This window comes from Curtobacterium sp. SGAir0471, assembly GCF_005490985.1.
GTDB lineage: Bacteria > Actinomycetota > Actinomycetes > Actinomycetales > Microbacteriaceae > Curtobacterium.
The window spans coordinates 1,446,972-1,468,607 of the sequence record NZ_CP027869.1 but is presented as its reverse complement, the minus strand read 5'-3'; the positions used below and the strand labels follow the sequence as shown (position 1 = coordinate 1,468,607).

Annotated in this window: 17 protein-coding genes and 2 tRNA genes; 2 read left to right on the top strand and 17 right to left on the bottom strand. The window is 71.5% G+C overall.

What is annotated here, in order from left to right; all coding sequences use genetic code 11:
* Nucleotides 1–55 precede the first annotated feature (55 nt).
* On the top strand, nucleotides 56–1,300 hold the full coding sequence (locus C1N91_RS06710) for a beta-ketoacyl-[acyl-carrier-protein] synthase family protein (protein ID WP_137767108.1): 1,245 nt from the start codon (nucleotides 56–58) through the stop codon (nucleotides 1,298–1,300).
* A gap of 418 nt (nucleotides 1,301–1,718) precedes the next feature.
* Here the strand turns inward: C1N91_RS06710 and C1N91_RS06705 are convergent, their stop codons facing one another.
* The 6 genes from C1N91_RS06705 to C1N91_RS06680 form a co-directional block, all read right to left on the bottom strand.
* The gene (locus C1N91_RS06705; protein ID WP_058729429.1) at nucleotides 1,719–2,219 is read right to left on the bottom strand and encodes a DUF3145 domain-containing protein; all 501 of its coding nucleotides are present in this window, start codon (nucleotides 2,217–2,219) and stop codon (nucleotides 1,719–1,721) included.
* Nucleotides 2,220–2,381: 162 nt separating this feature from the next.
* On the bottom strand, nucleotides 2,382–3,248 hold the full coding sequence (locus C1N91_RS06700) for a DUF1684 domain-containing protein (protein ID WP_137767107.1): 867 nt from the start codon (nucleotides 3,246–3,248) through the stop codon (nucleotides 2,382–2,384).
* Nucleotides 3,245–4,372 carry an AI-2E family transporter gene (locus C1N91_RS06695; protein WP_368074218.1) on the bottom strand — a complete coding sequence of 376 codons (1,128 nt, stop codon included), beginning with the start codon at nucleotides 4,370–4,372 and terminating at the stop codon, nucleotides 3,245–3,247. The genes C1N91_RS06700 and C1N91_RS06695 overlap by 4 nt, the downstream gene beginning before the upstream one ends.
* A gap of 29 nt (nucleotides 4,373–4,401) precedes the next feature.
* Nucleotides 4,402–4,475 (bottom strand) — tRNA-Ile (locus C1N91_RS06690).
* A gap of 13 nt (nucleotides 4,476–4,488) precedes the next feature.
* Nucleotides 4,489–5,709: a glycosyltransferase gene (locus tag C1N91_RS06685; protein ID WP_175415936.1), complete on the bottom strand. Its 1,221-nt coding sequence runs from the start codon at nucleotides 5,707–5,709 to the stop codon at nucleotides 4,489–4,491.
* Nucleotides 5,710–5,922: 213 nt separating this feature from the next.
* A complete protein-coding gene (locus C1N91_RS06680) occupies nucleotides 5,923–6,834 on the bottom strand; it encodes a multidrug DMT transporter permease (RefSeq protein ID WP_175415935.1) in 912 nt (303 codons plus the stop codon).
* A gap of 39 nt (nucleotides 6,835–6,873) precedes the next feature.
* On the opposite strand from C1N91_RS06680, the gene def reads away from it, so the two are divergent.
* Nucleotides 6,874–7,449, top strand: coding sequence for a peptide deformylase (gene def, locus C1N91_RS06675; RefSeq protein WP_137767106.1), 576 nt, complete (start codon nucleotides 6,874–6,876; stop codon nucleotides 7,447–7,449).
* Nucleotides 7,450–7,545: 96 nt separating this feature from the next.
* Here the strand turns inward: def and C1N91_RS06670 are convergent, their stop codons facing one another.
* From C1N91_RS06670 to dusB, 11 genes are all read right to left on the bottom strand, one after another.
* Complete coding sequence (locus C1N91_RS06670; protein ID WP_137767105.1) at nucleotides 7,546–8,073, bottom strand: hypothetical protein; 528 nt, start codon at nucleotides 8,071–8,073, stop codon at nucleotides 7,546–7,548.
* A 120-nt stretch (nucleotides 8,074–8,193) separates the two neighbouring features.
* Nucleotides 8,194–8,266, bottom strand: a tRNA-Asn gene (locus C1N91_RS06665).
* 137 nt (nucleotides 8,267–8,403) lie between these two features.
* On the bottom strand, nucleotides 8,404–9,426 hold the full coding sequence (locus tag C1N91_RS06660; protein WP_137767104.1) for a D-isomer specific 2-hydroxyacid dehydrogenase family protein: 1,023 nt from the start codon (nucleotides 9,424–9,426) through the stop codon (nucleotides 8,404–8,406).
* Nucleotides 9,423–10,355 (bottom strand): ATP-binding cassette domain-containing protein, encoded by a 933-nt coding sequence (locus tag C1N91_RS06655; RefSeq protein WP_137767103.1) that lies wholly within the window; start codon nucleotides 10,353–10,355, stop codon nucleotides 9,423–9,425. Before C1N91_RS06655 ends, C1N91_RS06660 begins: the two co-directional genes overlap by 4 nt.
* A 143-nt stretch (nucleotides 10,356–10,498) precedes the next feature.
* The gene (locus C1N91_RS06650) at nucleotides 10,499–12,184 is read right to left on the bottom strand and encodes an ABC transporter ATP-binding protein (RefSeq protein ID WP_137767102.1); all 1,686 of its coding nucleotides are present in this window, start codon (nucleotides 12,182–12,184) and stop codon (nucleotides 10,499–10,501) included.
* The gene (locus C1N91_RS06645; protein ID WP_058729423.1) at nucleotides 12,181–13,176 is read right to left on the bottom strand and encodes an ABC transporter permease; all 996 of its coding nucleotides are present in this window, start codon (nucleotides 13,174–13,176) and stop codon (nucleotides 12,181–12,183) included. Before C1N91_RS06645 ends, C1N91_RS06650 begins: the two co-directional genes overlap by 4 nt.
* Before the next feature lie 2 nt (nucleotides 13,177–13,178).
* Nucleotides 13,179–14,285, bottom strand: a complete 1,107-nt coding sequence (locus C1N91_RS06640; protein WP_137767101.1) for an ABC transporter permease — start codon at nucleotides 14,283–14,285, stop codon at nucleotides 13,179–13,181.
* A gap of 84 nt (nucleotides 14,286–14,369) precedes the next feature.
* Nucleotides 14,370–15,986 carry an ABC transporter substrate-binding protein gene (locus tag C1N91_RS06635; protein WP_137767100.1) on the bottom strand — a complete coding sequence of 539 codons (1,617 nt, stop codon included), beginning with the start codon at nucleotides 15,984–15,986 and terminating at the stop codon, nucleotides 14,370–14,372.
* Nucleotides 15,987–16,820: 834 nt separating this feature from the next.
* Entirely contained in the window at nucleotides 16,821–18,746 is a 1,926-nt protein-coding gene (dnaG, locus tag C1N91_RS06630; protein ID WP_137767099.1) for a DNA primase, read from the bottom strand.
* Between the two features lie 386 nt (nucleotides 18,747–19,132).
* Nucleotides 19,133–20,422, bottom strand: coding sequence for a deoxyguanosinetriphosphate triphosphohydrolase (locus tag C1N91_RS06625; RefSeq protein ID WP_137767098.1), 1,290 nt, complete (start codon nucleotides 20,420–20,422; stop codon nucleotides 19,133–19,135).
* Complete coding sequence (gene dusB, locus C1N91_RS06620) at nucleotides 20,419–21,591, bottom strand: tRNA dihydrouridine synthase DusB (protein ID WP_058729418.1); 1,173 nt, start codon at nucleotides 21,589–21,591, stop codon at nucleotides 20,419–20,421. The genes C1N91_RS06625 and dusB overlap by 4 nt, the downstream gene beginning before the upstream one ends.
* Between the last annotated feature and the right edge of the window lie 45 nt (nucleotides 21,592–21,636).

Below are 21,636 nucleotides of genomic sequence, written 5' to 3'. Positions count from 1 at the left end.
GTTCACCACGGCGGTCGTCCCGCCGACTCGTCCACACGAAAGAACACGTCGTTCCATGACCAAGAAGACCGTCGTCGTCACCGGGATCGGTGCGATCACACCCCTCGCCGCGACCGCCCGGGAGACCTGGGAGGCGCTGCTCGCCGGCAAGTCCGGCATCACCCGCATCGAGGACGAGCGCTACTCGTCGCTCGAGATCCCCGTCGAGTTCGCCGGCCAGGCACGCCGCTTCCTCACCGACCAGCTCACCCGCCCGGAGACCAAGCGCCTCGACCCCTCGTCGCAGCTGTCGCTCGTCGCCGCCCGTGAAGCCTGGGCCGACGCCGGCATCGACCCCGAGACCGTCGTGCCCGAGCGCCTCATCGTCGACTGGGCGACCGGCATCGGCGGCGTCAACACGCTCCTCGACGCCTGGGACACCCTGCGCGAGAAGGGCCCGCGTCGCGTCATGCCGATGACGGTCCCGATGCTCATGGCGAACGGCCCCGCCGCCGCCATCGAGATGGAGTTCGGCGCCCGCGGTGGCGCCCGCACGTACCTGTCCGCGTGCGCCTCGTCCACCGAGTCGCTGGCCGAGGCCTACCGACACATCGCCGACGGCGACGCCGACATCGTCATCACCGGTGGTGCCGAGGCCGCGCTGCACCCGCTGCCCCTCGCCGCGTTCGCCGCGATGCAGGCCCTGTCGCGTCGCAACGACTCCCCCGAGACCGCCTCGCGGCCGTACGACGTCACGCGTGACGGCTTCGTGCTCGGCGACGGCGCGGCGGCGCTCATCCTCGAGTCGAAGGAGCACGCCGAGGCCCGTGGCGCGACGATCTACGCCGAGGTCGCCGGTGCCGGCATCACCTCGGACGCGTTCCACATCACCGCGCCGGACCCCGAGGGCAGCGCCGCCGCCCGCGCGGTCATCACGGCACTCGAGCACGCCGACGCCGCCCGCGAGGACGTCGTCCACGTCAACGCCCACGCCACCTCGACGCCGGTCGGCGACGTGGCCGAGTACCACGCCATGCGCCGGGTCTTCGGCGACCACCTCGACGACGTGGTCGTCTCGGCGACCAAGGCGTCGACCGGTCACCTGCTCGGCGGCGCCGGGGCCATCGAGGCCGCGTTCACCGTCATGGCGCTGCACGAGCGCGTCGCCCCGCCGACGATCAACCTGACCGAGCAGGACCCGGAGATCGTGATGGACGTCGCGACCGCGCCGCGCGAGCTGCCGGGGGGCGACCTGCTCGCGGTGAGCAACTCGTTCGGCTTCGGCGGCCACAACGCCGTGGTGACGTTCCGCACGGCCTGATCCGTCGTCGCCGGCACCGCGTCGGCCTGGAGGCCCGTCCTGCGTCCGCAGGGCGGGCCTCCAGTCGTCCCGGGGCCCGGTCCCCCGTCGTGGCCGCTTCCGGTCGCACGACATGCCGCTCACCTCCGGCCCCGACGGCATGTCCTGCGACCAGGACGTCCGCCGGCGGCACGTCGTGCGACTCGGACAGCGGGCGTGGGCCGACGAGGTGAGGAACCTCTCATCGCACGACGTGCCGCTCAGCTCCTGTGTCGACGGCATGTCCTGCGACCAGGACGTCCGCCGGCGGCACGTCGTGCGACCGCAGGGGCAGTGGGAGGCGCCGTCCGTCGTGCCGGACTACCGCGGGGACGACGGACGCCGCCGGCTCCGGAGGGAGCGGGCGGCGTCCGAGGTGGTGCGGAGGAAGCGCGAGCGGTCAGCCGACGCGGTGCAGCCAGACGACGGGATTGCCCTCGGCGGCGTGCCGGAAGGGCTCGAGTTCGTCGTCCCAGGCCTGCCCGAGGGCGAGCCGGAGCTCGCGGTGGAGTTCGAGGGCGTTGCTCCCGGCGACCTCCATGGCGTAGCGCACGCGGTCCTCGGGGACGACCATGTTCCCCGACACGTCCGTCTGCGCGAAGAAGACGCCGAGGTCGGGCGTGTGCATCCACCGGCCGCCGTCGGACTGCGCCGTGGGCTCCTCGGTGACCTCGTAGCGCAGGTGCTCCCAGCCGCGCAGGGCAGAGGCGATCGCCGCGCCGGTGCCGACCTGCCCGGTCCAGGTGAACTCCGTCCGACGGGAACCGTCGAGCGCGGGCTGGTCGAGCCACGAGAAGTTCACGGCACGGCTCATCGCGCGACCGGCCGCCCATTCGACGTGCGGGCAGAGCGCGCGTGGTGAGGAGTGCACGTAGAGCACCCCTGTCGTCGTTCCGTTCACGATTCCTCCGCTTCGTCAGGTGCGACTTCCCCATCGACCTGTGGTGCGGAGTCCCGGTAGCGGAACCATCGGTATCAGATTGTGATGTCCCTGCGGACACGCCCATTATGCAGCGTCCGCGCTGGGAACGCCACACCCGTCGGGCAACGTGTGGAGACGGGCTCAGTGCAGCACGGCTCCAGTGGCGTCGACCGGGTGCCGCTCCCCCGCGGTCAGGGGCACCGGGATCCGGTTCTCCTCCGGCGGGACCGGGCAGGCGTACTGGTACGAGAACGCGCACGGCGGCAGCACGAGCCACTCCCAGTCGAGGGTGACGTCGGCGGCGCCGTCCGGCTCGTCGAGGTACAGGAAGCGGCCCATCGAGTACGAGCTTCCGGGGTCGTCCTCCGGCAGGGCGCTCGTGGCGTCCTGCACGATGAGCTGCAGCCGCGGACGGCCGTGGAACGGCGCGGACCGGACCGCGGTGAGCCGTACAGTGACGCCGTCGACGGTGGTCGTGATCGTGCCCGCGATCGGCAGGGGGTCGCCGGCGGCGTCAGTGAGGTGACCGGGTGCCTCCAGGCCGGACCGGGGTTCGTACCTGCCGGTCGTGACCCACCCCTCCGGACGCGGGGCGAAACGGGCGATCCGCGCGAAGCGGGAGACCGCGTCTGACGCCGGGTCCCAGACCCGGAGCGTCTGGCCGTCGAGCGTCTGGCCGTCCAGCGTCTGATTGTCGAGCGTCTGGCTGTCGATCGTCCGGCCGTGCACCGTCCCGGCCAGCCCGTCGGCGAAGGCGACCGCCGAGGGCACCAGCGCGGCGTCGCCGGCGACCAGCACCGTTCCGTCCACCGGGACGCCGTCGACCACGACGCCGTCCGACGCGGCGGCGGTGACGGTGAGCCCGCCCGGAGCCGGTGCCCACTGCCCCGCGACCGGCCACACCGGCTGCGGGCGGTCGACGTGTTGCGCGTTCACCAGGGCGAGCGGGCCGCGGGCGCTCCTGGCCCAGGCGTCCCGCGCGGCGACGTGCTCGGCGAGGCCGCTCACGACTGCTCCTGGCGTGGGTAGATGACCTTCTGCACGATGATGATCACCGAGGCGGCGACCGGCACGGCGACCAGCGCACCGAGGACTCCGCCGATCGTGCCGCCGGCAACCGCGGCGATGACCACGAGGGCGCCGGGGACCTGCACCGCCCGCGACATGATGCGCGGCGAGATGAGGTACGCCTCGACCTGCATGTAGACGAGGTAGTAGATCGCGGCGGCCAGGGCGGTGGCCGGCGAGGCGAACAGGCAGAGTAGCGAGATGACGACCGCGGCGGCGAGGGTGCCGACGAGCGGGATGAGCGAGCCGAGGAACGCGAAGGTCGCCAGCAGCACCGGCAACGGCGCGCCGATGACGAGCAGGAACACCAGGCTGAGGACGCCGTTGATCAGCGCCTGGCTGATCTGCCCGACGACGTACCGACCGACGGCCTGGGTGATCTGCTCGCTGACGTCGATGAAGTTCTGCCGACGGGTGGCCGGGACGAAGCGGTACGCCATCGACTTGAGGCCGCGCATCGACGCCAGGAAGTACAGCATCAGGATGATGACGATCACGGCGCCGGTCAGCCCGGACAGGATGCCGCTACCGACCGCGAGGATCCCCCCACCGAGGCTGAGGAGGTTGCCCGGGTCCTCGACGAAGGACTGCAGCGACTGCAGTGCGTGGTCGACGTCGAACGCGCCCGCGAACTGCTGCGACAGGTCCTGGAACCACTCCTGCCGCGAGATGTCCTGGATGATCTCCGGGAAGTTCTGGACGAGGTTCGTCGCCTGCTGGATGAGGATCGGGACGACCGCGAACACCACGCCGGCGAAGGCGGCGAGCACGCCCACCACCACGATGGTGATCGCCGCCCAGCGTGGGATGAAGCGCTCGAGGAAGGAGACCAGCGGGTCGATCCCGAGCGACAGGAAGAGCGCGACGCCGATGTAGACCAGCACCGTGCTGAGCTGCTGGACGATCACGCCGGCGAGCAGGGCGATGAGCACGCCGAGGGCACCCATGAAGCCGATCCGGAAGGCGTTGACGCGCACACCGGTGCCGACCCGGGTGGCCTCGAACGTCACGTTCGGGGTCGGTCCGTGGTCGTCGGGGGTGTCTCGTCGTCGGGGCAGGTGCACGGGCGGGCCAGCCTTTCTGGACTGCTCGGTAGGGCGGGCGGGACTTGAACCCGCGATCGTTCGGTTATGAGCCGAGTGCCTTGACCAGCTTGGCTACCGCCCCTCGTCGGGGACCGTCAGGCCACCGGCTCCCCACGATACAGCGACTCGAACGTCGCGAGCGTGCGGTTGATGTCGTGTGCCTCGATCATGGCCAGGCTGCGCTCCCGCATCGCCCGGTAGTCGGCGTCCGACGCCTGCAGCACCTGCGTGAGCTTCGCCGCGAGGTCCTGCACGTCCCCCGGGGTGAACAGGTACCCGTTGCCGTCGATCAGGTGCGGCAGCGCCATCGAGTCGGCGGCGACGACCGGCAGCCCGGACGCCATCGCCTCGAGCGACGAGATGCTCTGCAGCTCCGCGGTCGAGGGCATCGCGAACACGGTGCCGTTCGTCAGCGCCTGGCGCTTGGCCTCGTCCGAGACGAACCCGGCGAACCGGACGCGGTCGGTGAGCCCGAGCTCCTGCACGAGCGTCTTCAGCTTCGGGATCATCTCGCCGCCGCCGACGATGGTGAGCGTCGCGTGGAGCTCCGCCGGCAGCAGCGGGAGCGCCCGGACGAGCACGTCGAGGTTCTTCTCCGGGGCGACGCGACCGACGAAGACGATGTCGTTGCCGGCGGGCCGTCCGCTCCGGGCCGTGTAGCGCGAGGCGTCGAGACCGCAGGAGATCGCGAGCACCCGCTGTCCGGCGATGGCGTGCCGGAGGTAGTCGGCGGCCAGGACGGTCGGGGTGGTGATGGCGTCGGCCAGCCGGTAGGTCTTCGCTGCGTCGTTCCACGCGATCTTCAGCGCGATCGGCAGGGTCCGGCGGCCGAACGGCACGTACTCGAGCAGGTTCTCCGGCATGAAGTGGTTCGTCGCCACGATGCGGATGCCGCGCTCGTGGGCCTCGTGCGCGATCCCGCGGCCGATCACGATGTGCGACTGGATGTGCAGGACGTCCGGCTGCACGGCGTCGAGGATCGGGGCGGTCCACTTGCGGACGCTCCACGGCCACACGAACCGCAGCCAGGCGTGCCACGGCCACTTGTAGGACTTGAGACGGTGCACGGTGAGCACGACCCCGCGGTGCTCCTCGTCGAAGGTACCGTGGTGGGCGCTCGACGCGGGGGCGACGACGTGGACCTCGTGCCCGCGCTCCGCGAGCCCGACGGCGAGCTGCTCGGCGAAGGTGGCGGCGCCGTTGACGTCGGGCGGGAAGGTGTCCGCCGCGATCATGACGCGCAGCGGTCGGGACCCGCCCGTCGCACCCGTCGACTCGGCGGTGGCGGTGGTGGCGTCCTCTGACACGGCTGGCATCGTCCTCTCGTGGGCGGTTGCTGGTCGGGCCTCGACGGTACCGCACGGGCCCGAGGCCACGCGTCAGCCTCGCGGACGACCCCCGGAGCCGACGACGGACGCCGCCGGTGAGCACCGACCGCGATCCGACCGGACGCCGACGGCGAGCACCGACCACGAGCCGACGAGGCGCCGACCGCGATCAGCGACCGCGAGCACCGACCGCGGGCGTCGTCAGCGCCGCGTCTCGGGGTGGTGCTTCGCCAGCAGGAACACCCCGGCGATGGCGATCACCGCGGCGACGAGGAACCCGACCACCGCGATCCACGGCGCCCCCGCCGCCTCGCCGAGCACGATGACACCGATCCCCACCGCCACGATCGGGTCGATGACCGTGAGCCCGGCGATCACCAGGTCGGCCGACCCGCTCGAGTACGCGTTCTGCACGAAGTACCCGCCGAGCGCGGCCGCCACGATCACGCCGACGATCGCGATCGCGGTCGACCAGTCGAACGTGCCGTGCAGGAAGCGGTTCAGCACCACCTTCGCGAGCGTCGCGACGAACCCGTAGAGCACCCCCGCCCCGACGATGTAGTACATGGCGCTCGCCCGCTTCGCCGCGAACCGGAACGACAGGAGCACGGCCACGAGCACGACCGCCAGGACCACCAGGATCGTGACGAGCTGCTGGTGCGTGATCGCGCTCTCGCGACCGACCACCGCGGCGATGCCGACGAAGATGCCGACGCCGATGATGCAGGTCCAGACGGCTCGACGGGCCTGCTGCCCGAGCGGAACGCCCGACGATCGCGACGAGAACCACGTGGTGATGACGAGCGCGACGGCGCCGAGCGGCTGCACGACGATGAGCGGGGCGTTCGTGATGCTGATGAGCTGGAGCACGACCGCGAGCCCGAGCATGAGCGTGCCGAGGACCCACCAGCCGCTGCCGAGCAGTCCGAGGACGTGCCGCACCGACAAGCCCTTCGACTGCCGGCCGAGCCGGGCCTCGACGCGCTGCACCCCGCGGCTCTGGAACTGCGCCCCGAGCGACAGGAAGACGGCGCCGACGAGCGCGACGGGGATCATCAGGGCCTGGAACGGCGTCAGGTTGACCGCGTCCGGGATCGGGAGGTCCGTCGTCACGCGATGAGGCTACCGGTCCTGGCCGGATAACCTGGGTGAATGCCCGTCCTCCCCATCCGCATCACCGGCGAACCCGTCCTCCACGAGCGTGCGACCGAGGTCACGGCGTTCGACGACGACCTCCGTGCCCTGGTGCAGGACATGTACGAGACGATGGACCTGGCCCCCGGGGTCGGCCTCGCAGGTCCGCAGGTCGGGGTCGGCAAGCGGTTGTTCGTGTACTCGTGGACCGACGACGACGAGGTCCTGCACCGCGGTGTCGCCGTGAACCCGGTGCTCTGGACCACCCCGCCCGTGCCGGAGTCGGTCGAGGAGCTCGACGAGGACGAGGAGTCCGAGGGCTGCCTCTCGATCCCGGGCGAGCGCTTCCCGCTCCGCCGTGCCGAGGGCGTCCTGCTCCGCGCGGTCGACGAGGACGGCGAGCCCTTCGAGATCGAGGCGCACGGCTGGCTCGCCCGCGTGTTCCAGCACGAGTACGACCACCTCGACGGCGTCCTGTACGCGGACCGGCTCGTGCACCCGTACGGCAAGCAGGTCGCGAAGGCGATCCGCAAGAACAGCTGGGGCGGGCCCGGGCAGTCGTGGCTGCCCGGTCGCGACCACCCCGAGGGCTGACGGAACGGTGTTCTGCGCACGGAACCCCGTTCCGCGCGGAGCAGGGTCCTGCGCTCGGCGCCCCGCCGACGACGGTGGCCGGCCTGGAGGCGCGGCTCAGCCCCGGTAGGCAGTCAACGCGTCCTGCAGACGGTCGCGGTCCGGGTGCCCGGGGCAGTACGCGACGAGTCCGGCTGCCAGGTCGGCCTGCTCCGGCGTCGAGACGCCGTCACGCCACGGCGACGCCCCGCGCTCCGCGCAGGTCGCCGCGAGCTCCTCGAGCGTCGCGGCGCCGTCGGTCGCCCGCACGGCGGCACGCTGCTGCGCGGACATCTCCGTGCCGGTGATGCGCTCGGCGCGGCAGTCGGAGCGCTCGGCCTCCCACACGGCGGCGTAGGTGGTGTACGTCTCGGCCGTGCCGTCGGGATCGTCGCTCGGTTCGTCGCCCGAGTCGGTGCTGCCGTCCGCGGCGCCGCTGCACACGAACGCGAAGACGATCGGGGCGCTGCCCGTCGCCGAGACCTCCGACCGAGCGGCGGTGTCGAACGAGTCCTCCGGCTCGGGCTGCCCGGTGGTGCAGGCGCTCAGCCCCGCCGTGCCGAGGACGACGACCACCGCGGCGAGGGCTCGGCGCACGGTGATCACCTGTGAACGCTAACAGCTTCCGCCCGGACGGCGCCTGCGAGCCAGCCGGAAGCCGAACGGCGCCTCGGGGCGCGCCGGGAACGCAAGCGGCCCCCATCCCGAAGGACGAGGGCCGTTCTGCTCCCCGAGTTGGACTCGAACCAACAACCTGCCGGTTAACAGCCGGCTGCTCTGCCAATTGAGCTATCGAGGATCACTGTTCGCTGGCGAATGTCTTGCGAACAACGGGTAACAGCATAGCAGCACCCCGAGCCCGCTCCGCGCATCGGCCGCGCATCCCGGGCGCGCCGCCCCTGCGCTCCCCCGGGCGTTCCCGCGCGCGGTCGCCGCTCAGTACCCGGCAGCGGGGTCCACGACGCCGACGAACCCGTCGCCGGTCCCGCCGAGGAACGCCCTGGCATTGGTGCGGACGCGCTCGGCCAGCAGCGGCGCCACCATGTCCGGGGTGTCGGCCTGGTGCGGCGTGATGATCGCGCCCGGTTCGTCCCACAGCGGGTGGCCGTCCGGCAGCGGCTCCGGGTCCGTCACGTCGAGACCCGCGGCGGCGATCGTGCCCTCGCGCAGCGCCGCGACGAGTGCGTCGGTGTCGACCAGTCCCCCGCGGGCGATGTTCACCAGGCGCGCCGACGGCTTCATGAGCCCGAACCGGCGGGCGTCGAACAGCTTCGCGGTGCCCGAGGTCATCGCCGCCGCGACCACGACGACGTCAGCTTCCGGCAGGACCTCGTCGAGCGCATCGGTCGTGACGGTGCGGTCGGCGCCGGGGACCGGGTCGCCCGAGCGCCGGACGACGGTGACGGACACCTCGAACGGCGCGACGAGCCGGAGGTACTCGAGCGCGATCCCACCGGCACCGATGACGACGACGTTCCGCCCGTAGAGCGACACGCCCTCGGGCTCGGTCGCCCACGAAGTCGCACGAGCGCGCTTCTGCAGCACCCGCAGCGTCGCGAGCGTCAGCGCGAGGGCGTGCTCGGCGACCGGCTCGGCGTACGCACCCTTGGCCGACGTGAAGAGGACCCGGTCCCCGTGCTCCTGGATCAGGTGCGCGAACGCGTCGACCCCGGCGAAGGGCAGCTGGACCCAACCGACACCCGGTGCCTCGGCCAGCGCGGCCTCGAGCCCGTCGGGGTCGCGCGCGTCGAGCCAGACGATCCCCCGCGTGTCCGTGTCGAGCGCACCGACCGTGCCGCCTACGTCCCGCACCGCGTCCGCGTGCAGGTCCGCCGCCGTCGGCAGGATCGCGACGGGCCCGGCTTCAGGCGGGTCGACGGGCAGCGGCGCGCCGGCGTCCGTGACGACCGCGCGGTGCCCTCGGCTGCTCGCCGTGTCCGGTGCGCTGGTGGTGGTCATGCGTTCTCCTGACGCTCGGCGCGGGGGCCCGTACCGGCGCCGACCGGACGACGGGGTGCGGACGAACGACGCGGTGCGCCGGTGGCGGGGGTGCGGCGCTTCACGGGGCGCGAGGCCGTCGCGGCGAGCGTCTGCACGTACGGGTCGACGGGGTTGTCGAGGACCTCGTCGAAGGTGCCGAGGCCGACGAGACGGCTCTCGGCGAGCACGCCGACGCGGTCCGCGAGGGCCCGGGCCTCGCGGAGGTCGCTCGACACCACGACGGCCGAGAACTGCCGGCCGCGCTGCAGGTTGGTCAGGGCCTCGAGCACCGACTGGCGGACCAGGACGTCGACGCCACGAGCGGGTTCGTCGGCGACGAGGAGCTGCGGCTCGAGGATGAGGGCACGTGCGAGGGCGACGCGCTGCCGCTGGCCGCTCGACAGCTCCCAGGTGTTGAGCCGCATGATGCCGAGGGGCAGGTGCACGGCGTCGACGAGCCGCGCGACCATGAGACCGGCTTCCCGGCGGTCGAACCGCCGGTCGCGGACGTAAATCGGTTCGGCGATCGCCTCGCCGACGGTCAGGTCGGGGCTCAACCGGTCGGCGGCGTCCTGCGGCAGGTAGCCGATCCGGCCGGTCAGGCGCTGCGCCTTCCGCGACGAGGGACGGAGTCCGCGGACGTGCTGCCCGAGCACGGTGAGCTCGCCACCGACGATCTGCCGACGGTGCGCGCCCTCGCCCTCGCCGGTCGCACCGAGCTGACCGGCGATCGCGGCGGCGAAGGTGCTCTTGCCGGACCCGGACTCGCCGATGAGCGCGAGGATCTCGCCCTGGCGGACGGTCAGGCTGACCCCGTCGACCGCCCGGATCGGCTCCGAGCCGCGCACGCCCCGGTACTCGATCGAGACGTCGTCTGCGACGACCGCCGGGCCGTTCACCGCGATCATGGGTCCCCTTCCACGCCGCCCCCTGGCGGCGGCCTGCGCGACGGACCGGTGTCGCGTCGTTTGTGGTGCCGTGGAGGTGACCGGCCTGGAGGCGCGGCGTGCGTCGACGACGCGGGTCGCGCCTCCAGGCTGGTCGCGTCGGGTCAGGACCCGGCGTTCTCCAGTTCCACCAGCGTACGCCGTCGCTCCGCCTGTTCCGCCGGGTCCGGGACCGGCAGCGACGCGAGCAGGCGCTGCGTGTAGGGGTGCTGCGGCGCGCCGAGGACCTCTGCCGTGGTGCCCGTCTCCACCAGGTCCCCGCGGTAGAGCACCGCGATGCGGTCGGACAGCGCGCCGACGACGGCGAGGTCGTGGCTGATGAACAGCGACGCGAACCCGAGGTCCTGCTGCAGCTCGAGGAAGAGCTCCAGCACGCGGGCCTGCACCGACACGTCGAGCGCGCTGGTCGGTTCGTCGGCGATGAGGAGCTTCGGCCGCAGGGCGATCGAGCGGGCGAGTGACGCACGCTGCCGCTGACCACCCGACAGCTCGTGCGGGTAGCGGTCGCCGTAGGACGCCGGCAGCTGCACCATCTCGAGCAGCTCGCCGACACGCTTCCGGGCGGCCCGCGGGTTCGACACCTCGCCGTGCACGACGAGCGGCTCGGCGACGCACTCGGCGATCGTCAGCAGCGGGTTGAACGAGGTCGCCGGGTCCTGGAACACGAACCCGATGTCCTTGCGGTGCCGCTTGAAGTCCCGCTCGCGGTACCCGAGCATCTCCGTACCGAGGACGTTCAGCGACCCGCCCGTGATGCGCGTGAGGCCCGCGATCGCCCGACCGATGGTGGTCTTGCCGGAGCCCGACTCCCCCACCAGCCCGAGGACCTCGCCCGGTCGGATGTCGAGGTCGACGCCCTTCACGGCCTTGAACGCGTGCGCACCGAGGCGGCCGGGGTACTCGATCTCGAGCCCCTTCGCGCTGACGAGCGGTTCGACGTCGGTCGCGATCGCGGCCCGGCGGGCGGCGCCGGTCGACGCCTCGAGCCGGGGCACCGCGGCGAGCAGGCGCTTCGTGTAGTCGGCCTCCGGGGCGGCGAAGAGCTGCGCGACCGGGGCCTCCTCGACCACCTCGCCCTGGTACATCACGGCGACGCGGTCCGCCAGGTCGGCCACCACGCCCATGTTGTGCGTGATGATGACGATCGCCGCGCCGAACTCGTCGCGGCACCGGCGGAGCAGGTCGAGGATCTCCGCCTGCACCGTCACGTCGAGGGCCGTGGTCGGCTCGTCGGCGATGATGACGCTCGGCTCGAGGGCCAGTGCGCTCGCGATGACCACGCGCTGCTTCTGCCCGCCGGAGAACTGGTGCGGGTAGTGGTCGACCCGCGTCTCCGGGTCCGGGATGCCGACACGACGCAGGTAGTCGATCGCCTTGGCGCGGGCCTCCTTCTTCGAGACACCGCCGTGCGCGCGGAGCCCCTCGGCGATCTGCCACCCGACGGTGAAGACCGGGTTGAGCGCGGTCGACGGCTCCTGGAAGACCATCGCGCCGGCGGTGCCGCGGAGCTCGCGGAGCTTCGCTGCGCCGACGCTGACGACGTCGGTGCCGTCGAGGTACACCGCACCGCCGAGGGTCGCCGTCTCGGGCATCAGTCGGAGCATGCTCCGGGCCGTGACGGACTTGCCGGAACCGGACTCGCCGACCAGGGCGAGGACCTCGCCCGGACGGACGTCGAGGCTGACGCCCTTGACCGCGTCGACCGCGCCGTTGTCGGTGGCGAACGTGACGGTCAGGTCGTCCACGACCGCGACCGGCCGGCCCTGCTGGTCGTTCGTTGCGTCGGTCATGCCGTCGCCCCTTCCGTGCTGGCGGCCTGCTTGCGGGACACCAGCTGCTTCAGTCGCCGGCGCGCGCGGAGGCGCGGGTCGGAGATGTCGTTGAGGCTCTCACCGATGAAGGTCACACCGAGCACGAGCACCACGATGGCGACACCCGGGAAGACACCGGTCCACCAGACACCCGAGGCGACGTCCGACAGCGCGCGGCTGAGGTCGTAGCCCCACTCGGCGCCGCTGGTCGGACCGATGCCGAAGCCGAGGAAGCCGAGGCCGGCGAGGGTCAGGATCGCGTCGCTGGCGTTGAGCGTCAGGATGAGCGGCAGGCTGCGGGTGGAGTTGCGGAGCACGTGCCGGGTCATGATGCGCCAGGGGTTGGTGCCGATGACCCGGGCGGACTCGACGAACGCCTCGTTCTTCAGGCGGACGGCCTCGGCGCGGACGACCCGGAAGTACTGCGGCACGTAGACCACGGTGATCGAGATGGCCGCGGCGATGATGCCGCCGGAGTAGCTCGAGTTGCCGCCCGAGATGACGATGGACACGACGATCGCGAGCAGCAGCGACGGGAACGCGTAGATCGCGTCCGCCACCACGACGAGGATCCGGTCGAGCCACCCGCCGATGTACCCGGACACCATGCCGAGGATCACGCCGATGGTGATCGACACGACTACGGCGACGATGACCACGAGGACCGCGGTCCGGGCGCCGAACACGACGCGGCTGAAGACGTCGAAGCCACCCACCGTCGTGCCCCAGATGTGCTCCGGGCTCGGCGGCGAGGTGCGCGGGAAGCCCTGGCCGTCGGCACCCTGCAGCTGGCCGAAGCCGTACGGGGCGATGAGCGGCGCGGCGATCGCGACGACGAGGTACAGGGCGCAGATGACCACGCCGGTGATGAGCATGGCGCGCTGCCAGCCGGTGCTCCTGCGGAGCTGGACCACCACGGGGAGCCGCTTCCAGAGCGGCTCGTGGCGGTCGACGAGCGAGGTGTCGGCCATCGCTAGAACCTCACTCTCGGGTCGATGAGCGCCGCGACGACGTCGACGATGAAGTTCGTCACCGCGACGATCACCGCGAGCATCGCGACGATGCCCTGGACCGCGACGAAGTCGCGGGCCGACAGGTACTGGTTGAGCTCGAAGCCGAGCCCGCGCCACCCGAAGGTGGTCTCGGTGAGGACGGACCCGCCGAGCAGCATGGCGATCTGCAGACCCATCACGGTGATGATCGGGACCAGCGCCGGACGGAAGGCGTGCGTCCGGACGAGCCGCGCCTCCCGGACGCCCCGTGAGCGCGCCGCGTCGACGTACTCGGAGCCGAGCGAGCCGATCATGTTGGCGCGCACCAGCCGCAGGAAGATGCCGGCGGTGAGCAGGCCGAGCGTCAGCGCGGGCAGGACGGCGTGCGACAGCACGTCGCCGATGACCTGCGCGTTGCCGGTGCGGAGCGCGTCGATGATGTAGATGCCGGACGCACCGGGGATGTTGTCGAGGATGAGCGAGACCCGGGTCGACGCACGGTCGCCGAGCGGGAGCCAGCCGAGCCAGACCGAGAAGACGAGCTTGAGCAGCAGGCCGCCGAAGAACACCGGCGTCGCGTACGTCAGGATCGCCAGGGCGCGGAACAGCACGTCGGGCCACTTGTCGCGGACGTACGCTGCGAGCATGCCGAGCGGGATGCCGAGCACGAGCGCGACGATGAGCGCGTAGAAGACGAGCTCGGCGGTCGCACCACCGTACGTGACGATGATCTCGGTGATCGGTCGGTTGTCGGTCGACGTCGTGCCGAAGTCACCGCGGACGATGTTGCCGAGGTACTCGAGGTACTGGACGATCACCGGGCGGTCGTACCCGGCGGCGTGCAGGCGCTCCTGCAGCTGCGTCGGGGTGAGCCGCCCGCCGACGGACGCGGTGATCGGGTTCCCGATGACACGCATCAGAAAGAAGACGAGGGTCACCAGGATGAAGACCGTCGGGAAGATGAGGAGGAAGCGGACCAGGATGTACCGGCCGAGCCCGCCGCCCTGCCCGCGGGCACGTCGCTGTGCCTGGGGCTTGGTGGGGTCGGTGGCCAGCTCCGGTGTCGCCTCGGGGGTGCTGAGGGTCACGGGGACGGGTGCCTTTCGGTGCCGTTCGGGACGCGCTCACGGGGGCGCTCCTCGTGGGAACGCCCCCGTGGGCCGACGCCGGTGTTACTTGGAGAGGGTCGCGTAGCGGAACTTGTACGAGGAGTCGAGGGTCAGGCCCTTGACGTCCTTGCCCGCGACCGCGACGGACTTGCCCTGCAGGAGCGGCAGCGTCGAGATCTGCGTCGCCTCACGCTCCTGCGCCTGCTCGATGAGCTCGGCGCGCTTGTCCTTGTCGGACTCCTGCTGCTCCTCGGAGATGAGCTGCTGGATCTCCGGGTCGTCGTAGTGGTTCTGCACGAAGTTGTCCTTCGTGAAGAACGGCGACAGGTAGTTGTCGGCGTCCGAGAAGTCCGGGAACCAACCGAGCTGGTACACGGGGTAGGCGTCCTTCGTGCGCTCCTGCGCGTAGGTCGTGTAGACCGTCGACTGGATGTTCACGGTGAACAGGCCCGAGTTCTCGAGCTGCGTCTTGAGCTCGGCGTACTCGTCGTCCGAGGTCGAGCCGTAGTGGTCCGGCGCGTACTGGATGTCGAGCTGCACCTTGCCGCTGACGCCCGCCTTCGACAGGGTCTCCTTCGCCTTGTCGACGTCGGGGCCGCCGCTGCCGTTGCCGTAGAGCTCCTCGAAGGGCTTCGCGGCGCCGGTCAGGCCGTCCGGCACCATCGAGTAGAGCGGCGAGTACGTGTTGTTGTACACGTCCTTCGCGATCTTCTCGCGGTCGACGACGTCCGCGACGGCCTGGCGGACGGCCAGGGCCTTCGCCTGGTCCGCGTCGGACTGGCTCGCGCCGAACGGCTGCGTGTTGAAGTTGAAGACGAGGTAGCGGATCTCGCCGCCGGGGCCGTCGTAGACCTTGACGGAGTCGTCCTTGCGGAGGTCCGCGATGTCGGTCGGCGTCAGGGAGCGGTACGCCACGTCGACGTCGCCCTTCTGCACGGCGAGCTTGAGGTCGGTCTCCTTGGTGTAGTAGCTGGCGGTGACCTCGTCGGTCTTCGCCTTGCCGAGGAGCCCGTCGTAGTTCGGGTTCGCCTTGTACTGGATGGTGTCGTTCTCCTTGTACGAGGTGATCTCGTACTGCCCGGCGAACGCGTTGCCCTTGACGATGTCCGCCGCCGGGGTGAGCTTGTCCGCCGAGAACACCTGCTCGTCGACGATCGGACCGGCGGGGCTCGAGAGCACCTGCGGCCAGGTCTGGTCGGCGTGGTCGAGGTTGAACACGACCGTGGTGTCGTCCGGGGTGTCGATGCTCTTGAGGTTGGCGAGCAGGGACTGCGGGCCGTTCTCGTTGTTGATCTTCAGCTCGCGCTCGAACGAGAACTTCACGTCGCTCGAGGTCAGGTCGTGCCCGTTCGCGAACTTCAGCCCGCTCTTGAGCTTCACCGTGTACGTCGTGTCGTTCGTGAACTCGCCGCTCTCGGCGATGTCCGGCTTGACGTCCGGGCTGCCGACCGGGGTGTTCATCAGGAAGGGAAACACCTGGTTCTGCACGGCGAACGAGCCGTTGTCGTACGAGCCGGCCGGGTCGAGGGACGTGACCTTGTCCGTCGTCCCGATGCTCAGGCCGTTCAGTTCGGTGTCGGAGACGCTGCTGCTCGCGCAGCCGGTCAGCACCAGCGCCGTCGCTGCCACTCCGGCGCCGAGCGCGATGCCGCGCCTGCCCCACTTGTTCACGGATGCCATGTCCGCTCTCTCTCTTGTTGGTTCGCAAGGGGTTCTCGGCGGGCGGTGGTTCGACTGTGAGGTCCGCCGGGAACGCTCATTGGTACCACCCTGACACGGAACTCCACGATTCGAGGGAGATTTGTTTACACCCTTGTAATGCGCGATCGGCGCTGGTGACGCATGATGCACGCGCAGGGGTGCGGCGTGTCGCGCAGGATAATTGCGTGGTGCAACGCGCGGGGTCGGCGGTGCTCGGGACCGGGTCGCGGTCTCGCCGGTGCGGGGCGGGATGCCGAGCGGGCAGTACCTGTCACGCTCGCCCTCCCCGAGCGACACATCTCGCCCGCTCGACGGCGCGCACGCGGCATGTCCTGCCCGCTCGTCGCCCGACCGGAGAGCTCGGAGCGGCTCCGGTCGCACGACGTGCCGCTCAGTTCGAGTTGCGGCGGCAAGTCGTGCGACCAGATCGACCGCAGACGGCAGGTCGTGCGCCCGGAACAGCGGCGCGCACGGCTGGCAGCGGCCCGACACCGAGCGGGCGAGATCCTTCAGGCTCGTCCTCGTCGAGCGACGAGTCCCGCCCGCTCGACGTCACGCGCGCGGTATGTCCTGCCTGCTCGGCACCCGGCGAGTGGCTCGTCGCGGCTCTGGTCGCACGACATGCCGCTCAGTTCGGGTCGAGACGGCGAGTCGTGCGACCAGGACGACCGTGGACGGCGAGTCGTGCGACCTCAGCGACCGCGATCGACCGCGGACGGCGGGATCGTGCGACCGGAACGTCCGCGATCGGCCGCACCCGACGGGCTCCGACCGGGGTCCTGCCCGTGCCCGGTGCCAGCCGAACCGCGGCGCTCAGCCCTGCGGTGCCGCCTCGGCGTCCGCGCGCAGCCGCAGCCGCCGGTCGTCGATGTCGACGAGCTGCCGCTGGAGCTCGGCACGCCGGTCGGCCTGCTCGTACGGATCGGCACGCTGCAGCTTCGCGAGGAGCGCGGCCTTCTGCGCCAGCAGGTCCTTCTCGACCAGGGCGACGACGATGCTCCGCGCATAGATCGCCAGGTCCTCGTCGGTGCGGGCCGGGATCGGCGCGAGCGCGAGCTCCTGCACGAGGCTGCGGAACGGGGCCGGCACGTCGAGGAGCAGGCGGTCGAGCCAGTCCCCCGCGCCGATCCCGTCGACGTTTGCGACCACGGCGTCGCGGACGACCGAGAGCATGGGCGCCGAGAACGTCGCCTCGGCTGCGAGCCAGATGAGCGACGCCCCGACGTGCGCGGGCTGCTGCACCATGGCCATCACGGCGTCGCGTTCCATCCGCGTGATCGGGTCGTTCGGCAGCAGCCGCAGGCCGGCCACCGGCTCCTCGACCGGGGTGACCAGCTCGCCACCGGGACCGGCCTGTCCGACCGGCACCGGGCCTCCCGTCCGGTCTGACGGTGCCGAGCCCGACCGCTGCCGGGCCGCGTCGACGGCGCGGCGCACCTCGGGGATGTCGACACCGAGCCACTTGGCGGTCTCGCGGACGTAGGCGCTCGCGAGGGTCCGGTCACGGATACCGGCGACGACCGGTGCGACGTCGCGCAGGCCGGCGACGCGCCCCTCGGCGGTCTCGATGTCGTGTGCAGCGAGGCGGCGCCGGATGATGAACTCGAACATCGGCCGCTTCGTGTCGATCAGCCGCTCGACGGCGGCGTCACCCCGAGCGAGCCGGAGGTCGCACGGGTCGAGGCCGCCGGGCGCGACGGCGACGTACGTCTGCGACGCGAACCGGCTCTCCTCGGCGAAGGCCCGGGCCGCGGCGCGCTGACCGGCTTCGTCCGGGTCGAAGGTGAAGACGATGTCCCCGAGCTGCGAGAGGTGCGCGTTCGCGGAGTCACCGAGCATCGGCCGGAGCACCTTGATATGGTCGACCCCGAACGACGTTCCGCACGTCGCGACCGCGGTCGTCACGCCGGCCAGGTGGCACGCCATCACGTCGGTGTAGCCCTCGACGATGACGACCTGCTTGCCCTTCGAGATGTCCTTCCGGGCGAGGTCGAGCCCGTAGAGCACCTGGCTCTTGTGGTAGATCGGCGTCTCGGGGGTGTTGAGGTACTTCGGGCCCTTGTCGTCGTCGAGCAGGCGGCGCGCGCCGAACCCGATGGTCGCACCGGTGACGTCGCGGATCGGCCACACGAGCCGACCGCGGAACCGGTCGTACGGCGAGCGGTCGCCCTGGCCCGCGAGCCCCGCCGCGAGGATCTCGTCCATCGAGAACCCCCGGCCGCGCAGGTGCTCGCGCGTCGCGTCGTACGACTGCGGCGCGAAGCCGACGCCGAAGTGCTGCGCGGCGGCGGGGTCGAAGCCGCGCTCCCCGAGGAAGCGTCGTGCGGGTTCAGCCGCCGCCGAGGTGAGCTGCGACTGGTAGAACTCGAGCGCTGCCTCGTTCGCGGCGATCAACCGGGCACGCTGGTTGTAGTCGGTGCGGGGGCCGTCGCCCTCTTCGTAGTGGAGCGTGAAGCCGATCTTCGCGGCCATCCGCTCGACGGCTTCCTGGAACGTGGTGTGGTCCATCTTGATGATGAACTCGAAGACGTCGCCGTCCTCGCCGCACCCGAAGCAGTGGTACCGGCCGACCTGCGGCCGCACGTGGAAGGACGGGGAGCGCTCGTCGTGGAAGGGGCACAGGCCCTTCAGCGAGCCGACGCCCGCCGACTTCAGCGTGACGTGGTCACCGACGACGTCGGCAATGTTGACACGCGAGCGGACCTCGTCGATGTCGTTCCGCGCGATCCTGCCAGCCACCCCTCGATCCTAGTTCGTGCGGCCGGCCCCGGCGGACGTCGGGCGTCCGCCTGTGGAGAGCATGACGGCCGGGAGGCGCGGTGCAGGACCGGCACGCCGGCTGCCGTCGACGAGACGGTCCCGTCTCAGCGAGACGGAGCCGGAACGAGACGGTCTCGCCGCCGCGGGACGGGCCCCTCTCCGCGAGACGGTGGCACATCGGCGAGACGGTCCCCGGTTCGGCGACGTCTCGCAAGCACGACGGCGTCTCGCAGGTACGCCGGCGTCTCGAGCGCTCGGCGGCGTCCCCCGCAGACGCCGGCGTCTCGCTCGGCGGCGCCTCCCGCACACGCCGGCGTCTCGCGCGCACACTCGACTCAGGTACGGCGCCGACGCGCGCCCGCGGCTCAGACGGGGATGTGCGTCGTCTCCCGGTCCCCCACCACGAGCCGCTTGTGCCACGCCAACGCCCCCTGGTCGGTCAGGCTCGCGACCTGGTCGACCACGGCCCGGAGCCGCCCGGCATCGTCGGACGCCGCGCGCCAGTCGGCAGCGAATCCCGGCTCGAGATCAGCGCTCCCCGTCGCCGCGAGCGCGTCGAGGAGCTCGGTGAGCACCCGGCGCTGGTCCTCGTACACGGGCTGCCGGTCGCCGTGGGTCATCACGAACGCCGCGACGATGCCCTTGAGCACCGCGATCTCCCCGATGATCTCCGGCGGCGTCACGACCGAGGCCGCGAAGCGCACGAGCGATCCGGAGGCGTAGGACTCCCGCGTCGCGGCGGTCGCCGTCCGGGCGAACCGTCCGATGAGCTGCGACGTGAGGTTCTTCAGCCGCGCCATGTCCCGGCGCGACCCGTCGTACGACGTCATCCACAGCGGCAGCGACCGGAGGCGGTCGAACGCCTCGAGCAGCTCGTCGCGGCTGAGGTCCGACCCGACCCACGCGTGCATCGCGGTGACGATGTCGTTCTCGCCGACCCGGTCACCGAGCGCGGCGACGTCGATGAACCCCGCGACGACGGCGTCCTCGAAGTCGTGCACCGAGTAGGCGATGTCGTCGGAGAGGTCCATGACCTGCGCCTCGATGCACCGCTGCCGACGGGGCGCACCGGCGCGGAGCCACTCGAAGGCGTCGTGGTCGTCGTCGTAGAACCCGAACTTCGTGCGCCCGGACGATGCCTCGGCGACCCCCTGTGCCGCCGGCCACGGGTACTTGCAGCTCGCGTCGAGCGATGCGCGCGTCAGGTTCAGGCCGTACGGCCGGTCGTCGTCGGGACCCTCGCCGTAGACCTTCGGCTCGAGACGGGTCAGCAGCCGCAGGGTCTGCGCGTTGCCCTCGAACCCGCCGATGTCGGCCGCCCAGGCGTTCACGGCGGTCTCGCCGTTGTGGCCGAACGGCGGGTGCCCGATGTCGTGCGCCAGGCACGCCGTGTCGACCACGTCGGGGTCCAGCCCGAGCGAGTCGGCGAGCTCGCGCCCGACCTGCGCGACCTCGAGCGAGTGCGTCAGGCGGTTGCGGGCGAAGTCGAGACCCGTGGTCGGGCTGAGCACCTGGGTCTTCGCGGCCAGGCGTCGCAGCGCGCTCGAGTGCAGGAGCCGGGCGCGGTCGCGGGCGAAGTCGGAACGGCGGCTGCCGTGGGTCTCGGGCAACCAGCGCTCGGCGTCGGCGGGCCCGTACGAGGCGGTGGCGCTCATCCGCCGCTGTGGTGCAGCTCGGCGGCGGCGAGCACCTTGCGGAACTCGGCGTCGACGTCGCGCGACTCGAGCCAGCGGTCGGGCAGCGCCGTGCGCTTCGGGTGTCCGGCGCGGCCGCGGGGACCCTCGACGTCGGCCCCGGGGTACGGCGCGGACCAGTCGAGCTGCCCGAGCAGGTCGTCGATCTCCTGCAGGCTCGACGCCATCGAGAGCGCCGACCGGACGTCGCCGCCGATCGGGTACCCCTTGAAGTACCAGGAGACGTGCTTCCGGGCGTCGCGGCACCCGTGGTCCTCGGACCCGAAGAACTCGACGAGCAGTTCGGCGTGCCGGCGGAACGCGGTCGCGACGTCGCCGAGCGAGGGCATCGCACGGACGTCCTCGCCACGGAACGCCGCAGCCAGGTCGCCGAACAGCCACGGTCGTCCCAGGCACCCGCGGCCGACCACGACGCCGTCGCAGCCGGTCTCGTCGACCATGCGCAGGGCGTCGGCGGCGGACCAGATGTCGCCGTTGCCGAGCACGGGGATGTCGGTGATCGTCTCCTTCAGCGTGGCGATCGCCGACCAGTCCGCGTGGCCGGAGTAGTGCTCGTTGGCGGTGCGCGCGTGCAGCGAGATCGCGGCGACACCGGCGTCGCGGGCGATGCGCGCGGCGTCGAGGTAGGTCAGGTGGTCGGCGTCGATGCCCTTGCGCATCTTCACCGTCACCGGCACGTCACCCGCGGCCTTGACGGTCTTGGTGACCAGGTCCTGGAACAGGTCGAGCTTCCACGGCAGGGCCGCTCCCCCACCCTTGCGCGTGACCTTGGGCACGGGGCACCCGAAGTTGAGGTCGATGTGGTCGGCGCGGTCCTCGCCCACCAGGATCGTCGCGGCCTCGGCCACGGTGTTCGGCTCGACGCCGTACAGCTGGATCGACCGCGGCGTCTCGGACTCGTGGTGCTGGATGAGCTGCATCGAGACCGGGGTGCGTTCGACGAGCGCGCGGGACGTGATCATCTCGCAGACGTAGAGACCGGCGCCGTACTCGCGGCAGAGCCGGCGGTAGGCCATGTTCGTGATGCCCGCCATCGGGGCGAGCACGACCGGCGCCTCGACCTCGATGGGGCCGATGCGCAGGGGCTTCGCCGTGCGGGGCGCCGTGCTGGGCGTGTCGGTGATCGTCATACGTGTTCCATCCTCCCACGTCGGTCCGGGCCGGTAGCGTTCTCC

Bases quoted from the DNA above. Each gene is read 5' to 3' on its own strand.
- C1N91_RS06710 (WP_137767108.1), top strand. From the start codon at position 56: ATGACCAAGAAGACCGTCGTCGTCACCGGGATCGGTGCGATCACACCC.
- C1N91_RS06685 (WP_175415936.1), bottom strand. From the start codon at position 5,709: ATGCCAGCCGTGTCAGAGGACGCCACCACCGCCACCGCCGAGTCGACG.
- def (WP_137767106.1), top strand. From the start codon at position 6,874: ATGCCCGTCCTCCCCATCCGCATCACCGGCGAACCCGTCCTCCACGAG.
- C1N91_RS06660 (WP_137767104.1), bottom strand. From the start codon at position 9,426: ATGACCACCACCAGCGCACCGGACACGGCGAGCAGCCGAGGGCACCGC.
- C1N91_RS06655 (WP_137767103.1), bottom strand. From the start codon at position 10,355: ATGATCGCGGTGAACGGCCCGGCGGTCGTCGCAGACGACGTCTCGATC.
- C1N91_RS06650 (WP_137767102.1), bottom strand. From the start codon at position 12,184: ATGACCGACGCAACGAACGACCAGCAGGGCCGGCCGGTCGCGGTCGTG.
- C1N91_RS06645 (WP_058729423.1), bottom strand. From the start codon at position 13,176: ATGGCCGACACCTCGCTCGTCGACCGCCACGAGCCGCTCTGGAAGCGG.
- C1N91_RS06635 (WP_137767100.1), bottom strand. From the start codon at position 15,986: ATGGCATCCGTGAACAAGTGGGGCAGGCGCGGCATCGCGCTCGGCGCC.
- C1N91_RS06625 (WP_137767098.1), bottom strand. From the start codon at position 20,422: ATGAGCGCCACCGCCTCGTACGGGCCCGCCGACGCCGAGCGCTGGTTG.
- dusB (WP_058729418.1), bottom strand. From the start codon at position 21,591: ATGACGATCACCGACACGCCCAGCACGGCGCCCCGCACGGCGAAGCCC.